Source organism: Bordetella ansorpii, assembly GCF_900078315.1.
Taxonomy (GTDB): domain Bacteria; phylum Pseudomonadota; class Gammaproteobacteria; order Burkholderiales; family Burkholderiaceae_B; genus Bordetella; species Bordetella ansorpii.
Genome location: NZ_FKBS01000029.1, coordinates 801,513 through 818,643 on the forward strand (window position 1 = coordinate 801,513; position 17,131 = coordinate 818,643).

The window sequence follows — 17,131 nt, forward strand, 5'->3', positions numbered from 1 at the left end:
GTCAGCTCGCCGCAGGTTGGTCGGCCTGTCCCCCGATGCGCACGGAAGCGCGGGAGGACAGACTATCGGGAACCAGGACGCCCATGCCCGGCAGCAGCGGCACCAGGGGAAACGCGCCGTAGGCGTAGCGGACCATGACTTCGAGCTGGTCGGCCTCCAGCGGCACTCCGCTGCACGCGCCGCTGCCGCTGAGCAGGCCGGCCGGGCCGCACACCGTGACGACAGCCGGACTGCCCCCCATCCGACCGACCCAATCCGCCTGCGTGCCGGCATGGGACGCCGCCAGGCCGGCACGCAGCGGCAACTGACGTCCGCCCTGCCAATGCAACGCGCTGCGCGCGCCCTCTTCGGCGGCGTAGTTCAACTGCTGCTGGGCGGCGAAAACGAAACCGTAGGTCAGAAGACCGTAGACAACCAGGAAGAACACCATGAACACCATGGCGAACTCGACGGCATAAGCGCCAGACTGGCGGCGACCAATGCCAGGTAGGCGGCGTAGGGAACGCCGCGCCGTGGTTTGCGAGGATCGCGCGCGACCTGGAGTCCCTGCGCCAGGGCATGCAGCCCGCAGGGTATGGCGCTGAACACCAGCACCAGCAGCCAGGGCCAGACGCCCAGCATCAGACCGAGCACGGCCAGATACTTGACGTCCCCGGCCCCCATCAGGCGCAGTTTCCAGAAGACGACGAACAGCAGGCCGAGCGCGAAAGCGATCAGCGCATCGGGCAAGCCCTGCGCACCGACGCCAGGCGGCACGTCCGATACGGCATGCGCGATCAGCCATAGCAGTTGCGCGAACAGGCCACACAACACAAGTGCGTTCGGCACTCGACGCCGACGCAGGTCGCACCCGATCACTGCCACGTTGAAGGCGAGAAAGACTGCCCACCATACGATCTCCCTCAACAAGAGGTGCTCCACCTTCTATCGCTCGCGGAGTCCGCGCGTATTGGAAAGCGGACGCTCGGACTCCGCAATACGAGATGCTGACAATCATGCCATGACGCCGGAAACCGGCTTCACGGCGAACAGGCGGTCACTGCTGACCCCTACTCCGTCGAGAGCGACGTGTTGATGCTTTCGAAGATACCGTTGAGCGTCTCGCCCAAGTTCGTGACCGCGAGGACGATGACCACAGCAATAAGACCAGCGATAAGGCCGTACTCGATGGCGGTGGCGCCCTCTTCGTCCTGCCAGAAGCTTTTCAATTGAGCATACATATGCAGTACCTCCAAAAAACACAAGGAAATGGCCCTCGAACACAGGCCCTAGAGACACCGATACGCGGCGCTGCGGTTTCGGGCCAATAAAGCATCCGGCGGCCAGCTACTTCGGGGGTCACGCATAAATCCATCCGTTGCAACCGCCAGGACAGGCAGACCAAGATAAAACGGTTTACGACCGCGCACGAAAACCGTCGCCGCGCATAATGCGCCAAAGCGACAGACTTGCAGTAGTCGTATTATTTTTCTGGCGCAGCCCTCAGGCTGCCGCCGAATTGAATTTCACAGTGCATATCCTCCGGAAAAGCATGAAAAACGGGAGAAGAACCACCAAGAATGCACAGTCTTGTTTTGAAATGTTTACTCAGTCTTATCTATTTACAGAGCAATAACATCAGGGTTTTCCCGTACATTCGCAAGTTTAAGACATTATTTTCTGCAACAGATACTCGCGAGAGTCTTGTTTTTCTCCAAGCCCGTTAGATTCATTCAAACCTTTTCACTGGAGTCACAAACCGATATAGGCAAAATCCAAATAATCGCGTTAACGCGAAAATTGTCGTTATCCGGCAATGCTGGCAATATTCCGCAACTGCGGCGCAAATCAGTCCCCGAATCCCGCGCATGCCGCAGCGGTGCGCCCCGGCCAATCCCGGGCGTGCGAGCGCCGCGACCGAACCAGCCATGAACATAGTCTCCGGTGTTACTGCGTTGCGCCTATCCTCGCTCGCCGTCCTGTTGTTGGGATGCACGGCCGTCCAAGCCGCCGGGCCGTTGCGTGGCAATCCCGTCGACTCGCTCCCGCAAATGGATCCCCGCCCGCAGGCGCCTGAACCCGCCCCGCAGGTGCAGGCGCCGACGCCGGAACAACTGGCGATCCAGGCCCGGCTGGCGCAGCGGATCGTGCCGCTGAATTTCGATGTGTCGGGCGTGCACACGATTCCGTTCGACGACGTCTCCAGTATCCTGGCGCCGCTGTCGGGCAAGGAAACCTCGGTGGGCGACCTGGTGAAAGAGGTGGACAAGATCACCGAGCTGTACCGGTCCCACGGTTATCCCCTGTCCTTCGCGCTGCTGCAGAACCAGGGCTTTGCCAATGGCCTGGTGGCAGTAACCGTGGTCGAAGGCCATATCGGCAGCGTACAGGTCACGGGCGATGGATTGGGCGGGGCAAAAGACCGCCTGGAAACCCTGGCCGGCCCATTGCTGGAAGAAAAGCCGCTGACCCAGCCGACGCTGGAGCGGGTGTTGAACCTGATGCGCATCGTGCCGGGCGTAGCCATTACGCCCGCGCTGGATTTGCCGCGCAGGGCCGATGGCGCAACGGAGTTGCGCATCGATGCCAGGCGCACGCCGTTCACCGCCAACGGCGGCGTGGCCGACCTGGGCACCGGCATGCAACCGCTGGTCAACCTGGGCACCAACAGCCTGACGCCGCTGGGGGAACAACTGAAGCTGACGGCCGCCGTCCCTTTCAATACGGACGACGTCAAATACTATTCGGGCGAGGCGCGCATCCCGATCGGCCGGGACGGACTGGCCCTGAAGATCGACGGCTACCACTACCAGGCGCGTCCCGAGGACGACAGCCTGGAATATCTGGGATTCCAACGCAAGGTCACCACCGACCGTATCGGGGTCGGCGTCAGCTATCCGCTGCTTCTGAACAATCAGCGTTCGCTGACGGGCACGGTGGGCATGTATGCCGTCAACGCCAAGGATCGCTACGACGTGCGCAGCAATGATCGCTGGCTGCAGCAGAATACCCGCGTGCGCGCCGCCACCGCCGAGTTGCGCTATATACAGATAGACCAGAACCGCAGCACCGACGTCACCGCCAGCGTGTCGCATGGTTTCGATGGCATGGGGGCCGACAAGAGCATCGTCACCAATTACGGGTATTCGGCCGAACCGGACGTCGACCTGGACTTCACGCGCTTCAATCTCTCGGCGCGCCAGACGTTTGCCCTGCCCGCGCAGTTCGGCCTGGTGTTCTCGGGCGCGGGCCAATATACCTCCGACCGCATGCCCACCTCGGAGCAGGTGTCGTTCGGCAGTTGGCGCTATGCCATGGGATACCCCCAGGGCGAGCAGAGCGGCGACAAGGGGATAGGCCTTTCCGCCGAGTTGAATCGGCGCTTCAATACCGGCTGGCAGTATCTGGCGGCAGTGCAGCCCTACGTGATGGTCGATTATGCGCGCACCTGGTACAACAACCGCGCACTGCAGGATCTGAATAACCGGCACCTGTCGTCGGCCGCGCTGGGGCTGCGCGTGACGGACGACAAGTTTTATCTTTTCGACGTCAACGTGGCCAAGCCGATGGCCGCCCGCCCCACCAACGATGACCACGGCGTGCGCTTCAACGCGAACTACTCGCTGTTCTACGATGCTCTGTAGTTGGGGGGTTTCCGTTACGTAACGCCAACGTAACGCCCCCCGTAACGCCCCCGGGATATTCGCAGAAAAACAACATTCCCAACGCCCGGAAAATCGGCACCTCCCGGTTTCAATTCACTTGCCGTTTCTGAGCTTTCTACGGCAAAGCCTTGATTACCAAGGGTATTCGCTGTCCCCCGGGAAAACCTTAGAAGGCAATTTCCGGGGCTTGCAAAAAGCTGGCATGGATTATGCATAGGTAGGGTATCGGGCCAAAAAAGCGGCCTGAATTCCCAACCTCCCTGAGCAGGAGCTCACCATGTCTGCCAAGCAAGAAAACCAAGTCAAGCGTAGCCGTATGATCGCCCCTCTCGTTTCGGCCATGCTGGCCGTCGCCCTGGTGGGTTGCGGAGGCGGAAGCGGCCATCGTTCCAACGGCAGCATTGCCGGCGGCGGCGATGTCCCCACGAATCCGACCAACCCGACGAATCCCACCGACCCGACCAACCCCACGAATCCCACGAACCCCACGAATCCCACTGATCCGACCGCCAGCGCCGGCCTGCTGGAAACCGCGCTGGGCAATACCGGCTCGGCCGTGGACAGCCTGCTGCCCGTCGGTTCGGCCGGCTCGCTGGGTGGCATCGGCGCCGCGCTGGATCCGACCTTGGCCCCCGTGGTCGACACGGTCACCGGCCTGACGCAGCAAGTCGGCGCCACCACCGGCCTGGGCGCCCCCGTCGACGGCGTGCTGCAGCAAGTGGGCGGCACCGTCAGCAACCTGGGCGACACGGTCGCCGGCACCGGCCTGCCGGGCAACCTGAGCACCGGCCTGGGTGGCCTGGTCAGCGGCCTGGGCGACACCGTGGGCAGCGTGGGCGGCCTGCTGAACGCCAATCCCGACAACCCCCAGCCCCTGACCACCGTCGTGGGCAACGCCACCAACGCCGTCGGCGCGCTGACCGGCGCCCTGGGTGGTGAAGGCGGCCTGCTGCAGCCGGTGAACCAACTGGTTGGCGGCGTGGCGGGCGGCTTGCTGAGCGGCCCTTCCACCCCGATCCTGGAACCGACCCTGGCCAACGCCGGTTCGGCCGTGGACAACGTGTTGCCGGCCGGCCTGGAAGGCGCGTTGGGCGGCGTCGGCGCCGCGCTCGATCCGGTGGTCTCGCCGGTCGCGGGCACCGTCACCAGCCTGACGCAGCAAGTCGGCGCCACGACTGGCCTGGGCCAACCTGTCGCCGGCCTGCTGGCCAGCATCGGCGGCACCGTGGCCAATGCCGGTGGCAGCGTGCCCGGCGGCGCCCTGGGCTTGAATGGCGTGTTGACCAACGTCGGCAATGCCGTGACCAGCGCGGGCGGCCTGCTGCATGCGGACGCGGCCAACCCCAACCCGCTGGGCAACACCCTGTCCAGCGTGACCGGGGCGGTTTCGTCGCTGACCGGCGGCCTGGGTCTGACCGGTGACAACGGCCTGCTGACCCCGGTGACGGGCGGCCTGCTGGGTGGTCTGACCGGCGGCGCGGCGGGCGGCGGTACGGGTGGCCTGCTGGCTCCGGTGACCGGTCTGCTGAGCGGCGTGACCGGTGGCACGGCCGGCGGTACCGGCGGCCTGCTGGCCCCCGTGACGGGCCTGCTGGGCGGCGTGACGGGCGGCTCGGCCGGCGGCACCGGCGGCCTGCTGGCCCCCGTGACGGGCCTGCTGGGCGGCGTGACGGGTGGCTCGGCCGGCGGCGCCAACGGCGGCCTGCTGGCGCCGATCACCGGCCTGCTGGGCGGCGTGACGGGTGGCAGCACCGGCGGCACGGGTTCGGGTACGGCCAACGGCGGCCTGCTGGGCGGCTTGTTGGGCGGTGGCCAGAACGGCGCCAGTGGCGGCCTGGTGGGCGGCCTGCTCGGCGGTGTCGTCGCGGTGGGCGGCACGGCCACGGTGACCACGGGCGGCACGACGGTTTCGACCGGTGGCGGCGCCGCGGCTGGCGGCGGTGCCGCCACCACCGGCACGACCACGGCTGCGCCTGCCAACAATGGCGGCCTGCTCGGTGGCCTGCTGGGCGGCGGCCAGAACGGCGGCCTGCTCGGCGGCGTGCTCGGCGGCGTCACGGCCAGCCTGAAGTAATCCCATCAGCCCTCATCCAGAACAAGACGGAGCAACGCCATGCTGGAAACGGACCGCATCTACATGCAGCAAGACCGCAGGTCGGACGGGAATCAAGACTACGACCCCATGCACCGCACGGGCCCGATCGACGACATCGCCATGGTCATGAGCCGGCAGTTGGGGGTGTACATCTCCGCCACCCAAGCCGCCATCGCCGAGAAGCTGGGGCTGTCGCTGACGGAACTGAAGGCGCTGGAATTGGTGCAGGAGTTCGAAGCCCTGCCCACCGGCCAACTGGGCCAGTTGATGGGCATCAGCTGGGGCGGCACCACCGCCCTGATCAACCGGCTGGAAGCCGCCGGTTATGTGCAGCGGGGCCGCCACCCCCTGGATCGCCGCGTCATCGTGATCCGCCCGGTGGCCGAACGCTGCCGCGACCTGGAGCGCGAGCGCCAGGCCCAGGCGGACGAAGTAGCCTTCATCGGCCGCCAGTTCGACCCGGAGCAGTTGCAGGCGGTGCAGGCATTCCTGAAGCAGTATCTCCGGGCACTGCGGCACGACACGATGGCCTGGCTGCATGCCAGGCACGGGCTGGACCTGAACGATTGATCGTTCGACGATAAAGATCCATGCACGAAGGGCCGGCGCCCTGAAGCGCCGGCCTTATCCTTTTGGGCCGCAATCCAAGCTATCTGGAATACGCAAGACAGACTCGATGTCCCGCCTCAACCGCGGGATGGACGCGACGACCAAAGTCCGAGTAATTGGAAAGTTCTGAACAGCATCTTACGAGCCTCTAGAAGCTCCTGAGTTTCATGGAAATCCTCATGCTGCCCCGTCGAGGTCTCCAGCCGATCAAAGCGCTCACTCACTTCGGACCAACGCCCACCTAGTTCGGCTGCGAGTAAGGGGTTATCACGCAAAATGGGCAGCAATGCGTCTTGAAGCGCGGCAAAAACCCCGTTGGCCCAATCGTCCAACTGCGCTACCTCAGTTCGCAACAGCGCAAGCTCGCTCCTGAGTTGGCTCAGCTCCAGCTGAAGTTCAAAATCATCCATGAGATTTTCTTCGATTATCACGCTGTGAACACGCAGCACCGGCTGCCATTGGCTCGGCATTGGCAGCCCTATCGATCACTTACCCGCCAAATTCCAACCGCGGCACCGCCTCCAGCAGCCGTCGCGTCATCTCATGATCCGGTGCATGCAGCACCGCATCCGCACTGGCGCACTCCACGATCTGCCCCCCCGCCATCACCGCGATCCGGTCCGCCAGATACTCCACCACGCTGAAGTTGTGCGTGATGAACAGATAGGCAATGCCCAGCTCGGCCTGCAATTCCCGCAGCAGATCCAGAATCTGCGCCTGCACCGACACATCCAATGCGGACGTGGGTTCGTCGCAGATCAGCACGCGCGGCTCGACCGCCAGCGCCCGCGCGATGGCGATACGTTGCCGCTGGCCACCGGAGAACTCGTGCGGATAGCGCGTGGCGGTATTGGCGGGCAGCCCCACCCGGTCCAGCAGGCCTTCCACACGCTTGCGGCGTTGCGCCTCGGACATATCGGGACGCAATGCCGCGATGCCCTCATCCAGGATGTCGCCCACCCGCATGCGCGGATCCAGCGAGGCGAACGGGTCCTGGAACACGATCTGGATGTCGCGCCGCAGGCGCTTCATCTCCGAACGAGAAGCCGTCAACAGGTCGGCACCCTCCAGCTCGGCACGGCCCGACACCTTGGCGCCTTCAGCCAGACGCAACAACGCCTTGCCCGTGGTGGTCTTGCCGCAGCCGGATTCGCCCAGCAGGGCCAGCGTCTCGCCCGCGCGCAGCGTGAAGGTGACGCCGTCCACCGCCTTCACCCACCCCACCGTGCGGCGCAGCGCGCCCTTGCGTATGGGGTAATGCACGCGCAGGTCCCGCACATCCAGCACCACCTCGCCCGCGGGCGGATGGGGGTGTTTCTCCGGCTGCGCATCCGCCGCCGCCTGCCCCGCCGCCGACAAGGGCCGGCCGCGCTTGGCATAGGTGGGAATGGCGTTGAACAATTCGCGCGCATAGGCATGGCGCGGGGTCGCAAAGAAATCGGCCGCGGCCGCGCTTTCCACGATCTCGCCGAAACGCATCAGGGCCACGTGATGCGCCACTTTGCTGACCACGGCCAGATCATGGGTGATCAGCAGGATGGCCATGCCCAGCTCGCGCTGGATGTCGGCCAGCAGGTCCAGCACCTGCGCCTGCACGGTGACGTCCAGCGCGGTGGTGGGCTCGTCGGCGATCAGCAGGCGGGGTTCGGCCGCCAGCGCGATGGCGATCATCACGCGCTGTTTCTGGCCGCCCGAGAACTGGAACGGATAGTCGTCGATGCGGCGCTGCGGATCGGGGATGCCGACGCGCTGCAGCCAGTGGATGGCACGCTCGCGCGCCGCCGCGCCGCGCAGCGGGGTGTGCTGGACCAGCGTCTCGATGATCTGGTCGCCCACCCGCATCACGGGGTTCAGGCTGGTGGCGGGTTCCTGGAAGATGATGCCGATGCGCCCGCCCCGCACGCGCCGCATGGCGCTTTCGGGCAGTTGGTTCAGGTCTTCGCCGTGCAGATGCACCTGGCCGCCGACGATGCGGCCGGCATCCGGCAACAGCCGCAACAACGCCAGCGCGGTCATGCTCTTGCCGCTGCCCGACTCGCCCACCAGCGCAAAGGTCTCGCCCTGCGAGATGGCGAACTGCAGGCGCTTGACGGCATGGGTCAGGCTGGACTCGCCGGCCACGTCCACGCTCAGGCCTTCGACGGCCAGCAAGGGGCCGCCGGAGCGGGATGCCTGCATCGGGTTCATACGGCGCCTCCGGCAGCCGGCGCGGAGGCAGGCTTGAAACGCCGCGCACGCGGATCGAACGCATCGCGCACCGCGTCGGCGAACAGATTGGCGGCCAGCACCAGCGCCAGCATGAAGGCGAAGGCGGCCAGCAGGTTCCACCAGATCATGGGATCGCGCGACATTTCCAGCCGGGCGCGGTCGATCATCGACCCGAACGAATTCATGCTGGGGTCCACGCCGATGCCCAGGTACGACAGCACGGCTTCATACAGCACCAGGCCCGAGAATTCGAGCACCACGGTGATCAGCACGATGTGCATGACGTTGGGCAGCAGGTGGCGGCGCATGATGCGCCAGTGCGAGACGCCGAAGGCGCGCGCGGCCTGCACGTATTCCAGCTCGCGCAGCTTCAGCGTCTCGGCGCGCAGCAGGCGGCACAGGCCGGCCCAGCCGGTCAGGCCCAGGATCATGCACAGCAGGAACAGGCGCAGGTCGGCGCGCGCGGCCGACGTGGTGAACAGGTCGGGATTGGCGTCGATGTAGACCTGCATCATCAGCGCGCAGGCCGCCACCAGCAGCACGCCGGGAATGGAGGTGAGCGTGGTGTAGAGGTACTGGATGACGTCGTCCACCCAGCCCTTGAAATAGCCCGAGGCGATGCCGAAGGCGATGGCGGGCGGCAGCATGGCGATGGTGGTCAGGCTGCCGATGACCAGGGCCGTGCGGATGCTTTTCAGGGACTGCCACAGCACGTCGTTGCCGGTGCGGTCGGTGCCCAGCACGTGATAGCCGCTGGACAGGCCCGCCACGGCGCCCACCACCAGGCACATCAGGCCAAAGGTGATCGTCATGGGACGCCAGGGCAATTCGGTGCGGCCGCGCGCGATATCGCACGCGGCATTGCGAAAGCCGCCCTGCCTGCGCGCCAGCGCGGCCGACAGCAGGGCGCCGCCGAGCAAGGCCACGGCGACGCCGCCGGCCAGCCCCGCGCCCAGCCGGCGCAGGATGTCCGGCCCGGTCTGCGACGGCGGATCGGTCAGGTGCGCGCCGCCGCTGCGCAGGCGCGGAAAGTCGCGCACCGGCTTGCCGTCGATCAGCATGGTCTCCTTGGTGAACTGGTGCGAGGCCAGCGGCGAGGAATAGGTCTTCTCGGGCCGGCTGAGCACCGTGCCGTCCAGCAGGCCGTCGAGCACCGATTTCACGGCGGGGGCATAGGCCACGGCGGCGCTGGCCGGCGCATCGGGCGCGGCGGGCAGGCGGGGCCGGTAGTGCAGCGAATCCAGCAGGCCCACCAGCACGAAGGCCAGCAACACCACGGCCGAGCACATGGCGGGCGTGTCGCGCGCCACCCTGCCCCACGTGGCGCGCAGCGTGGGACTGCGCCGCACGCGCCAGACATACAGCAGCACGCCCACCAGCAACAGATAGAGGGCGACGTCGGTCCAGAGGAATACGATCATCGGCATGGTTGGGCCCTAGTCGAAACGGACGCGCGGGTCGGCCAGGGTGTACGAGATATCGGCCAGGATCAGGCCGATGATGTACAGCACCGAGCCCAGGAACACCATGGCGCGCACGATGGAGAAATCCTGCGCGCTGATGGCGTCGATGGTGTAGCTGCCCAGCCCCGGAATGCCGAAGAACGACTCGGCGATCAGGCTGCCCATGAACAGCAACGGGATGGCCGACACCGTGCCGGTAAGAATGGGCAGCATGGCGTTGCGCAGCACGTGGCGAAACAGCACGGTGCGCTCGGTCAGGCCCTTGGCGCGCGCGGTGCGCACGTAGTCCTTGCCGATCTCTTCCAGGAACAGCGTGCGGTAGAAGCGCGCCTCGGGCCCCAGCCGCGCGACGATGGCCACCAGCACCGGCAACGCCAGGAACTTGACCATGTCCAGCCCGTACGAGAAGCCCGAGTACGGCACCAGCCGCAGCAGCTTCGAGAACAGCCATTGCCCCGCGATGATGTAGAACAGGCTGGAAATCGACAGCATCACCACGCACAGCACCACGCCCCAGAAATCGAGCCGCGTGGTGCGGAAATACACCAGCATCACCGAGAACGCCACGCTGGCCAACAGGCCCAGTATGAAGGTGGGCACGGCCAGCGCCAGGCTGGGCCACATGCGGGTGCGTATCTCGCGGCCGATGTCTCGGCCACCGTCTGACGGCCCGAACTCCATGGCCAGCAGGGGCACCGAACGCTGGTAGAACACGGTGTCGGTGTACTTGGCCGTACCCTCTTGCCTGGTGTTCAGGAACAGCGGCTTGTCGTAGCCGTGGTCGACCTTCCACTTCTCGATGGCGTCCTGGCTGATGCGCTGGCCGCCGATGGCCAGGCGCGCCATGTCGTCGGGCGTATTGACCGCGAAGAACAGCACGAAGGTGAAGAGGTTGACCCCCACCAGGATCAGCGCGCCGTAGAGCAGGCGGCGGATGACGTAGCCGATCATTTGCGGGACTCCTCGGACGCGGCCGCCGTTTGCAGGGCGGTCTGGCGTTCACGGCGGCGCAATGCCGCCAGCGACGGCCAGACGGCGAGGGCCAGCAGCGCCACCAGCAACAGCACCGGCCACCAGACAGGCCGGTTCCATTCGTCGATCTTGCGCACGCGCAAGGCCGGATCGATCTTCAGGTACTGCAAGGTGTTGCGCACCATCTGCGTGGGCTTGGCGTTGCCCACCCACTGCTGATAGGCGCCGCCCGACAGCGGGAAGTAGCCGAACATCCACGGCGAATCGCGCCGCACGATCGCGACCATGCGGGCCACCAGGGCCGCCTTCTCGGGGCCATCGTCCAGGAACTTCATCTGTTCGAACAGCTTGTCGAACTCGGGATTGGCATAGTTGGCGGCATTCTCGCCGCCGTCCTTCACCTTGGAATTCGGGCCGTACAGCAGGAACAGGAAGTTCTCGGCGTCGGGGTAGTCGGCGTTCCAGCCCCACAGGAAGATCTGCGCGGCGCCGCGCCGCATCTTGTCCTGGAAGCGGTTGTAGTCGGTGGACCGCACGTCCATCTGGATGCCGATCTTGGCCAGTTGGCGGCGCATCCAGTCGAACTGCGGATTGCCGCCCGCGCCGCTCATGGCGTCGTAGTACAGCACCAGCGGCTGGCCGGTCCGGGCGTTGCGGCCGTCGGGGTAGCCGGCCTCGGCCAGCAGCTGCTTCGCCTCATCCAGCGACTTGCGCCGCGGCTTGCCGTCGACCAGGTCGTACACCACGGGGTTGTAGCCGGCGGGTAGATCCTGGAAGCCCACCACGCCCGGCGGCACCGGGCCATGCGCCACCTGGGCCTGGCTGTTCTCGAACACCGCCACGTACTCTTCCCAGTCGAAGGCGATGCTGACCGCCTGGCGCAGCTTGCGGTTCTTTTCCTGCTGCTCGGGCGTGTCGCCCTTGCCGACCACCGGGTCGAGCCAGTTGAAGCCCATGTACCAGTTGGAGGTCTCGACGGTGGACGGCAGATGGATGCCGTGGTCGCGGTAGAGCTCGGCCTTCTCGGCCGAATCGCCCGCCGCCACGCGCATCGCCACGCCGTACTCGCCGCGCTCGACCTGCGGGATGTCGTAGTAGCCCTGCAGGAACTTGCCCGTCAGCGGCACCGCTTCCTTCTCGATGTTGAAGACGATGCGGTCGATGAAGGGGGTCGGCTTGCCGCAGTCGGCCAGCAAACCCTGCTCGCGGTCGGCCGGCTCGCCCTCGCAGGGATAGGCCTCGCCGTGGAAATTGGGGTTGCGCGCCAGCACGTGGCGGCGGTTGGTGATGGACTCGGCCAGCATGTACGGGCCCGTGCCCACCGGCCAGGTGTTCAGCGACAGGTCGTGCGAGGCCATGCCGGGCTGGCTGTAGAAGCGGTCGGCCTCCCAGGGCACCGGCGCCGTGAAGGTCATGGCCAGCCAGTACTTGAACTGCGGGTACTTGCCCTTGATGCGGATGCGCAGCGTGTGGCCGTCCAGCGCCTGCACGCCCTCGAAGCCCTGCTCGCGCAGGTCCATCCAGGGCAGGTCGCGCGTGCCCGGCGGCAGGCTGGCGCGCTGCGCCTGGTCGCGCTTGCGCAGTTCGGTGCCGTAGTCCTCCATGCCGACCACGTAATTGGCCAACAGCGAATAGATGGGCGACACCACGCGCGGACTGGCCAGGCGGCGGAAGGCATAGACGTAATCGTCGGCGGACAGCTCGCGCGTGCCCGTCTTTGGAAAGTCGGGGATGGCGAACTTCTCGTCCAGCTCGCCGGGCGCCAGCGGGAAATACGCGTAGCCGCCGTCATCCTTGCGCGCGAAGGCGGGGTGCGGCTGATAGCGCACGCCGGGGCGGATCTTGATGTCGTAGACGCTTTCGGCGATCTGCTCGCCAGGCGCGTCGGCCGGCAGTTCCTGGCCCTGCGCATCGACGTAGCGCGGCGGGTCGATGGACGCGGCCGCGCGCGGCACCAGCTCGTACGGCCGTTTCAGATAGTGGTATCCATACAGCGGCTCGTAGATGTTGTAGGTATAAGGCGTCTCGTCGACGGAATAGGAGCTGGCCGGGTCCAGGTACTTCGGCGAACGGCTGACGAACGCCGTATACAGCGTGTTCTGCGCCAGCGCGTCGGCGGCGTAGGGGCTGTTGATGGGATTTTCCCGCGAGCAGGCGGCCATGAGCAGCGCCAAGAGCACCGCAGCGGTGTATCGCCACAACCGACCGATCATGAAAACGCCCCCATGAGCATGCAGCCGCACAGAATAGCAAACACCGTTTCGTTTCCGTGTCCTAGCCACACTGGCGCTGCCTCCAGCAGTCATAGCGCCACTTCCAGGGTTCGATTGCGCCGGGCTGCGACCACAGGCCCTGGCGTGCCTCGCGGGCGACCTTCTGCAGGCGGGTCATTTCCCGATCGCGCAGGTAGGCGCCGCGCCGCGCGGTGTAGGCCCAGGCGTAGCCGGAGGACACCTGGGCGCGGTTGGCCGACGAGCCATCCTCCAGATTGAGGGTGCAGACGTGGCGGTCGTACTGGTCGCTTTCGAAGCAGGTGGCCGACAGGCGGCGGCCCGCCACCATGCTGGCCAGGTGCTTGCGCGAGGCCTCGCCGAAAGGCTGGCCGGGCTGGCCCGGACCGTGATCGGTCTCGGGCGCGTCGATGCTGTCCAGGCGGATCTTGCGGGGGCCCTGGGCGGTGGCCAGGGTGAGGGTATCGCCGTCGGCCACGTCGGACACCTGGCCGCGCAGGGTGTAAGGCTCGCCGCGCTGTTGCTGGCTGCCGCGCGCGGGCGCCTCGGCACGGTCGCCCGACGGCAGATAGCGGTGCAGCAGCGTGCCTGCCAGGGTCAGGACCAGGGCGGCCACGGCGGCGCCGATACTGCGGTTGCGGCCGCGGCGGCCGGGCCGGAAAACAGGGGGTCGAGACACGGGAAGCTCTGCGGGCTGGAATCGCCCGCAGTTTGCCACAAGCCTGGACTGGCCTTGCAGGCATGGCGGGGCCGAAGCGACGGATTCGTCATCCGGCGAGGTCCCGGCCCCGTACCGCGGGTGGCTCTGCCTTCCAAGAGCCGTCCGTCGCCCGCCGTGCCTTCCCCCGCATGCCTGAAGGAACCTGCCCGTGGCTTGGCGTCGCGCCTGTCAGGCCACCGCCGTGCGCACCGTCCGGCTGCTGAACCAGCCGTCCAGGTTGGCCAGCAGCAGGTCGCCCATGGCATCCCGGGTCTCGGCGGTGCCGCTGCCGATGTGGGGCAGCAGCACCGTGCGGTCCGAGTCGATCAGGGCCTGCGGCACCTGGGGTTCGTGCTCGAACACGTCCAGGCCGGCGCCCGCGATCTCGCCGTTTTGCAGGGCGCTCACCAACGCCTGTTCGTCGACCACCGTGCCGCGCGCCACGTTGATCAGGTAGCCCTGGCTGCCCAGCGCCTTCAGCACGCGCGCATCGACGAGGTGGCGCGTGCTGGCGCCGCCCGGCAGGGCCAGCACCAGGAAATCGCTGTTGGCGGCCAGTTCCGCCGGATCGGCGTAATAGCGGTAGCGTTCCGGCGCATCGGGGCGCGGACTGCGGTTGCAGTACGCCACGGGCATGCCGAACGCCTCGGCGCGTGCGGCGATCTGGCGGCCGATGTTGCCCAGGCCGACGATGCCGCAGCGCTTGCCGGTGACCTTGCGCCCCAGGCCGAAGCTGGCCTCGGGCCAGCGGCCTTCGCGCACGTAGCGGTCGGCCTCGGCGATACGGCGCGGCACGGCCAGCATCAACGCCAGGGCCGTATCCGCCACGCACTCGTCCAGCACGCCGGGCGTGTTCGTGACGACGACCTTGCGTTCACGCGCGGCATCCACGTCGATCGGGTCGTAACCCACGCCGAAACTGTTGATGACCTCCAGCTTCGGCAGGCTTTCGATCAGCGCGCGGTCGGCGCCGAAACGGCCGCTGGTCACGATGCCGCGGATGGCGCCGCCGTGCTGGCGCAGGAAGGCGGCGCGGTCCGCGGCCTCCCACAGCCGGTGCAGGCGGTAGCGGCTGCCGATGTCGTCGATCAGCGCGGGCGCCAGGGGGCCGACCATCAGCAGGTCGATGTCTCGGGTCGATGCAGTATCAGTCATGGGTGCTTCGGTTGGGGTTGCTGGATGAGCGGTGGGAACTATTGGACCTTCAGGCCACGGGCCTTGATGATGTCACCGTAGCGCGCGCGCTCGCTGGCGGCAAGCCTGGCGACTTCATCGGGCGTGGAGCCGTGCGCCACGGCGCCCTGCGCGACCAGTTTCTGGACGATGTCCGGCTCGGCGGCGATCTCGCGCACCAGGGCCGACAGCTTGTCCACGACGGGACGCGGGGTATCGGCGGGCGCCATCACGGCCGTCCACGACCCGCCCTGCGCGTTGCGCACGCCGGCCTGGTCGATGGTGGGCACGTCGGGCAGCGTGGGCGAGCGGTCGGGGCCCGTGATGGCCAGCGCGCGCAGCTTGCCGGCCTTCACGTAGGGACTGACTTCCAGGATGGAGGCGAACAGCATGTCGACGCGGCCGGCCATCAGGTCGGTCATGGCGGGGCCGCCGCCCTTGTACGGCACGTGCGTCAATTGCGTGCCGGTGGCCTGCTGGAAGATCTCGCCGGTCAGATGCGGGGCGCCGCCCGTGCCGGAACTGGCGAAGGTGTGGTCGCCCGGCCTGGCCTTGGCCAGCGCGATCAGCTCCTGCACGTTGCTGGCCTTGACCGATGGCGCCACGACCAGCGCGAACGGCAGGTCGGCGAACAGCGACACCGGCGCGAAGGAGGTGGCGGGGTCGCTGCGCAGGTCGTACAGCCAGGGGTTGATGGCCAGCATGCCCGAGTTGGCGAACAGCAGTGTGTAGCCGTCCGGCGCGGCGCGCGCCACCATGTCCGCGGCGATCTGCCCGCCCGCGCCGGCACGGTTGTCGACCACCACCGACTGGCCCAGCTTCTGGCCCATGCGGGTGGCCAGGATGCGCGCGGCGATGTCGGTGCCCCCGCCCGGCGAGAACGGCACGACCAGGGTGATGGGATGGTCGGGGAAGCTGCCGGCGGCCTGGGCGCCCAGGGGCAGCGCCAATGCGGCGGTGGCGGCGACAGCGGCAGCCAGCAGGCCGCGGCGGGCGCGGAACGTTTTTTGTGTTGTCTCCATGATTTTCCTTTTTATGGCGCATCGTTGCGCCTGCCCGAAATTCTAGGAATGAAATGCGCATCGATGCGCTTTGAGCTACAAATAGCATCGATCAATACAAGGAATGAATTGATGGATCTACGCCAGCTTTCCTGCTTCGTGGCGGTGGCCGAGGAACTGCACTTCGGCCGCGCCGCCGCGCGGTTGCGCATGACGCAGCCGCCGCTCAGCCGCCAGATCCAGCTGCTGGAACAGGATCTGCAAGTGCAGTTGTTCGAGCGCAGCAGCCGCAGCGTGACGCTGACCGCCGCCGGCGCCCGCCTGCTGCGCGACGCCCGCCACCTGCTGGACCTGGCCGCGCGCACCATGCAGACCGCGCGCCGCACGGCCGATGGCGAAGCGGGAGAACTGACCCTGGGGTTCACGGCGGTGGCGGCCTACCGGCTGATGCCCTCGCTGCTGATGCGCGCGCGGCAGGCCTTGCCCGAAGTAGGCATCCGCCTGCGCGAGATGGTGTCCGCCGACCTGGGGCGGCTGTTGCTGGCGGGCGAACTGGATGTCGTGCTGGCGCGCCATCTGCCGCCGCACCAGCACCTGCGCACGCACCTGATCGAACGCGAGCCCATGATCCTGGCCCTGCCCGCGGGCTCGCCGCTGGGCCGGCACGACGCCGTGCCGCTGTCGGCGCTGCACCAGCAGCCGCTGATCCTGTACTCGCCCAACGAAGGGCGTTATTTCCATGACCGCGTGGTGGGCGCGCTGGGGCTGGCGGACGTACAGCCGCATTATGTGCAGCAGGCCGGCCAGACGCATACGCTGGTGGCAATGGTGCGGGCCGGGTTGGGTTATGGACTGGTGCCCGATTCGGCGCGCGAACTGCGGCTGGAAGGCGTCGAATACCGGCCCCTGGCGCAGCAGACCTTGCATGCCGATCTGTACCTGGCGTGGCGCAGCCGGCACGACAATCCGGCGGTGACGGCGTTTCTCATGCACGTGGCGGGGATTGCGCCGGAGCTGTCCAAAGCGTAGGCCAGG

Annotated in this window: 15 protein-coding genes; 4 read left to right on the forward strand and 11 right to left on the reverse strand. The window is 66.9% G+C overall.

Annotated elements, in window-relative coordinates; all coding sequences use genetic code 11:
- Window position 1: 1 nt before the first annotated feature.
- From A7W11_RS28435 to A7W11_RS25360, 3 genes are all read right to left on the reverse strand, one after another.
- Complete coding sequence (locus A7W11_RS28435; protein ID WP_173678846.1) at window positions 2-436, reverse strand: TadE family protein; 435 nt, start codon at window positions 434-436, stop codon at window positions 2-4.
- Complete coding sequence (locus A7W11_RS28440) at window positions 397-909, reverse strand: A24 family peptidase (RefSeq protein WP_235816968.1); 513 nt, start codon at window positions 907-909, stop codon at window positions 397-399. Before A7W11_RS28440 ends, A7W11_RS28435 begins: the two co-directional genes overlap by 40 nt.
- Before the next feature lie 140 nt (window positions 910-1,049).
- Window positions 1,050-1,220, reverse strand: a complete 171-nt coding sequence (locus A7W11_RS25360; protein WP_066420699.1) for a Flp family type IVb pilin — start codon at window positions 1,218-1,220, stop codon at window positions 1,050-1,052.
- 810 nt (window positions 1,221-2,030) lie between these two features.
- Here A7W11_RS25360 and A7W11_RS25365 point away from each other — a divergent pair.
- From A7W11_RS25365 to A7W11_RS25375, 3 genes are all read left to right on the forward strand, one after another.
- Window positions 2,031-3,623 carry a ShlB/FhaC/HecB family hemolysin secretion/activation protein gene (locus tag A7W11_RS25365; RefSeq protein ID WP_235816969.1) on the forward strand — a complete coding sequence of 531 codons (1,593 nt, stop codon included), beginning with the start codon at window positions 2,031-2,033 and terminating at the stop codon, window positions 3,621-3,623.
- Window positions 3,624-3,921: 298 nt separating this feature from the next.
- Window positions 3,922-5,718, forward strand: a complete 1,797-nt coding sequence (locus A7W11_RS25370) for a collagen-like triple helix repeat-containing protein (RefSeq protein ID WP_066420704.1) — start codon at window positions 3,922-3,924, stop codon at window positions 5,716-5,718.
- 39 nt (window positions 5,719-5,757) lie between these two features.
- Window positions 5,758-6,309: a MarR family winged helix-turn-helix transcriptional regulator gene (locus A7W11_RS25375; RefSeq protein WP_066420706.1), complete on the forward strand. Its 552-nt coding sequence runs from the start codon at window positions 5,758-5,760 to the stop codon at window positions 6,307-6,309.
- A gap of 116 nt (window positions 6,310-6,425) precedes the next feature.
- Here A7W11_RS25375 and A7W11_RS25380 read toward each other — a convergent pair whose 3' ends face one another.
- The 8 genes from A7W11_RS25380 to A7W11_RS25415 form a co-directional block, all read right to left on the reverse strand.
- Window positions 6,426-6,758 (reverse strand): hypothetical protein, encoded by a 333-nt coding sequence (locus A7W11_RS25380; protein ID WP_156523229.1) that lies wholly within the window; start codon window positions 6,756-6,758, stop codon window positions 6,426-6,428.
- A gap of 79 nt (window positions 6,759-6,837) precedes the next feature.
- A complete protein-coding gene (locus A7W11_RS25385) occupies window positions 6,838-8,526 on the reverse strand; it encodes an ABC transporter ATP-binding protein (protein WP_066421829.1) in 1,689 nt (562 codons plus the stop codon).
- Window positions 8,527-8,531: 5 nt separating this feature from the next.
- On the reverse strand, window positions 8,532-9,983 hold the full coding sequence (locus A7W11_RS25390) for an ABC transporter permease (protein WP_066420710.1): 1,452 nt from the start codon (window positions 9,981-9,983) through the stop codon (window positions 8,532-8,534).
- A 9-nt stretch (window positions 9,984-9,992) separates the two neighbouring features.
- Entirely contained in the window at window positions 9,993-10,970 is a 978-nt protein-coding gene (locus tag A7W11_RS25395; protein WP_066420712.1) for an ABC transporter permease, read from the reverse strand.
- Window positions 10,967-13,204: an ABC transporter substrate-binding protein gene (locus A7W11_RS25400; RefSeq protein WP_066420714.1), complete on the reverse strand. Its 2,238-nt coding sequence runs from the start codon at window positions 13,202-13,204 to the stop codon at window positions 10,967-10,969. The genes A7W11_RS25395 and A7W11_RS25400 overlap by 4 nt, the downstream gene beginning before the upstream one ends.
- Before the next feature lie 61 nt (window positions 13,205-13,265).
- A complete protein-coding gene (locus A7W11_RS25405) occupies window positions 13,266-13,901 on the reverse strand; it encodes a thermonuclease family protein (RefSeq protein ID WP_066420716.1) in 636 nt (211 codons plus the stop codon).
- Window positions 13,902-14,111: 210 nt separating this feature from the next.
- Window positions 14,112-15,077 carry a 2-hydroxyacid dehydrogenase gene (locus A7W11_RS25410; RefSeq protein WP_066420717.1) on the reverse strand — a complete coding sequence of 322 codons (966 nt, stop codon included), beginning with the start codon at window positions 15,075-15,077 and terminating at the stop codon, window positions 14,112-14,114.
- A 38-nt stretch (window positions 15,078-15,115) separates the two neighbouring features.
- Complete coding sequence (locus tag A7W11_RS25415; RefSeq protein WP_066420724.1) at window positions 15,116-16,117, reverse strand: Bug family tripartite tricarboxylate transporter substrate binding protein; 1,002 nt, start codon at window positions 16,115-16,117, stop codon at window positions 15,116-15,118.
- 111 nt (window positions 16,118-16,228) lie between these two features.
- Between A7W11_RS25415 and A7W11_RS25420 the strand changes: the two genes are divergently transcribed.
- Window positions 16,229-17,125, forward strand: coding sequence for a LysR family transcriptional regulator (locus A7W11_RS25420; protein WP_066420726.1), 897 nt, complete (start codon window positions 16,229-16,231; stop codon window positions 17,123-17,125).
- Window positions 17,126-17,131 lie beyond the last annotated feature (6 nt).

Bases quoted from the DNA above. Each gene is read 5' to 3' on its own strand.
- A7W11_RS25360 (WP_066420699.1), bottom strand. From the start codon at position 1,220: ATGTATGCTCAATTGAAAAGCTTCTGGCAGGACGAAGAGGGCGCCACC.
- A7W11_RS25400 (WP_066420714.1), bottom strand. From the start codon at position 13,204: ATGATCGGTCGGTTGTGGCGATACACCGCTGCGGTGCTCTTGGCGCTG.
- A7W11_RS25390 (WP_066420710.1), bottom strand. From the start codon at position 9,983: ATGCCGATGATCGTATTCCTCTGGACCGACGTCGCCCTCTATCTGTTG.
- A7W11_RS25415 (WP_066420724.1), bottom strand. From the start codon at position 16,117: ATGGAGACAACACAAAAAACGTTCCGCGCCCGCCGCGGCCTGCTGGCT.
- A7W11_RS25420 (WP_066420726.1), top strand. From the start codon at position 16,229: ATGGATCTACGCCAGCTTTCCTGCTTCGTGGCGGTGGCCGAGGAACTG.
- A7W11_RS25380 (WP_156523229.1), bottom strand. From the start codon at position 6,758: ATGGATGATTTTGAACTTCAGCTGGAGCTGAGCCAACTCAGGAGCGAG.
- A7W11_RS25365 (WP_235816969.1), top strand. From the start codon at position 2,031: ATGGATCCCCGCCCGCAGGCGCCTGAACCCGCCCCGCAGGTGCAGGCG.
- A7W11_RS25375 (WP_066420706.1), top strand. From the start codon at position 5,758: ATGCTGGAAACGGACCGCATCTACATGCAGCAAGACCGCAGGTCGGAC.
- A7W11_RS25385 (WP_066421829.1), bottom strand. From the start codon at position 8,526: ATGCAGGCATCCCGCTCCGGCGGCCCCTTGCTGGCCGTCGAAGGCCTG.
- A7W11_RS25395 (WP_066420712.1), bottom strand. From the start codon at position 10,970: ATGATCGGCTACGTCATCCGCCGCCTGCTCTACGGCGCGCTGATCCTG.
- A7W11_RS25370 (WP_066420704.1), top strand. From the start codon at position 3,922: ATGTCTGCCAAGCAAGAAAACCAAGTCAAGCGTAGCCGTATGATCGCC.
- A7W11_RS25410 (WP_066420717.1), bottom strand. From the start codon at position 15,077: ATGACTGATACTGCATCGACCCGAGACATCGACCTGCTGATGGTCGGC.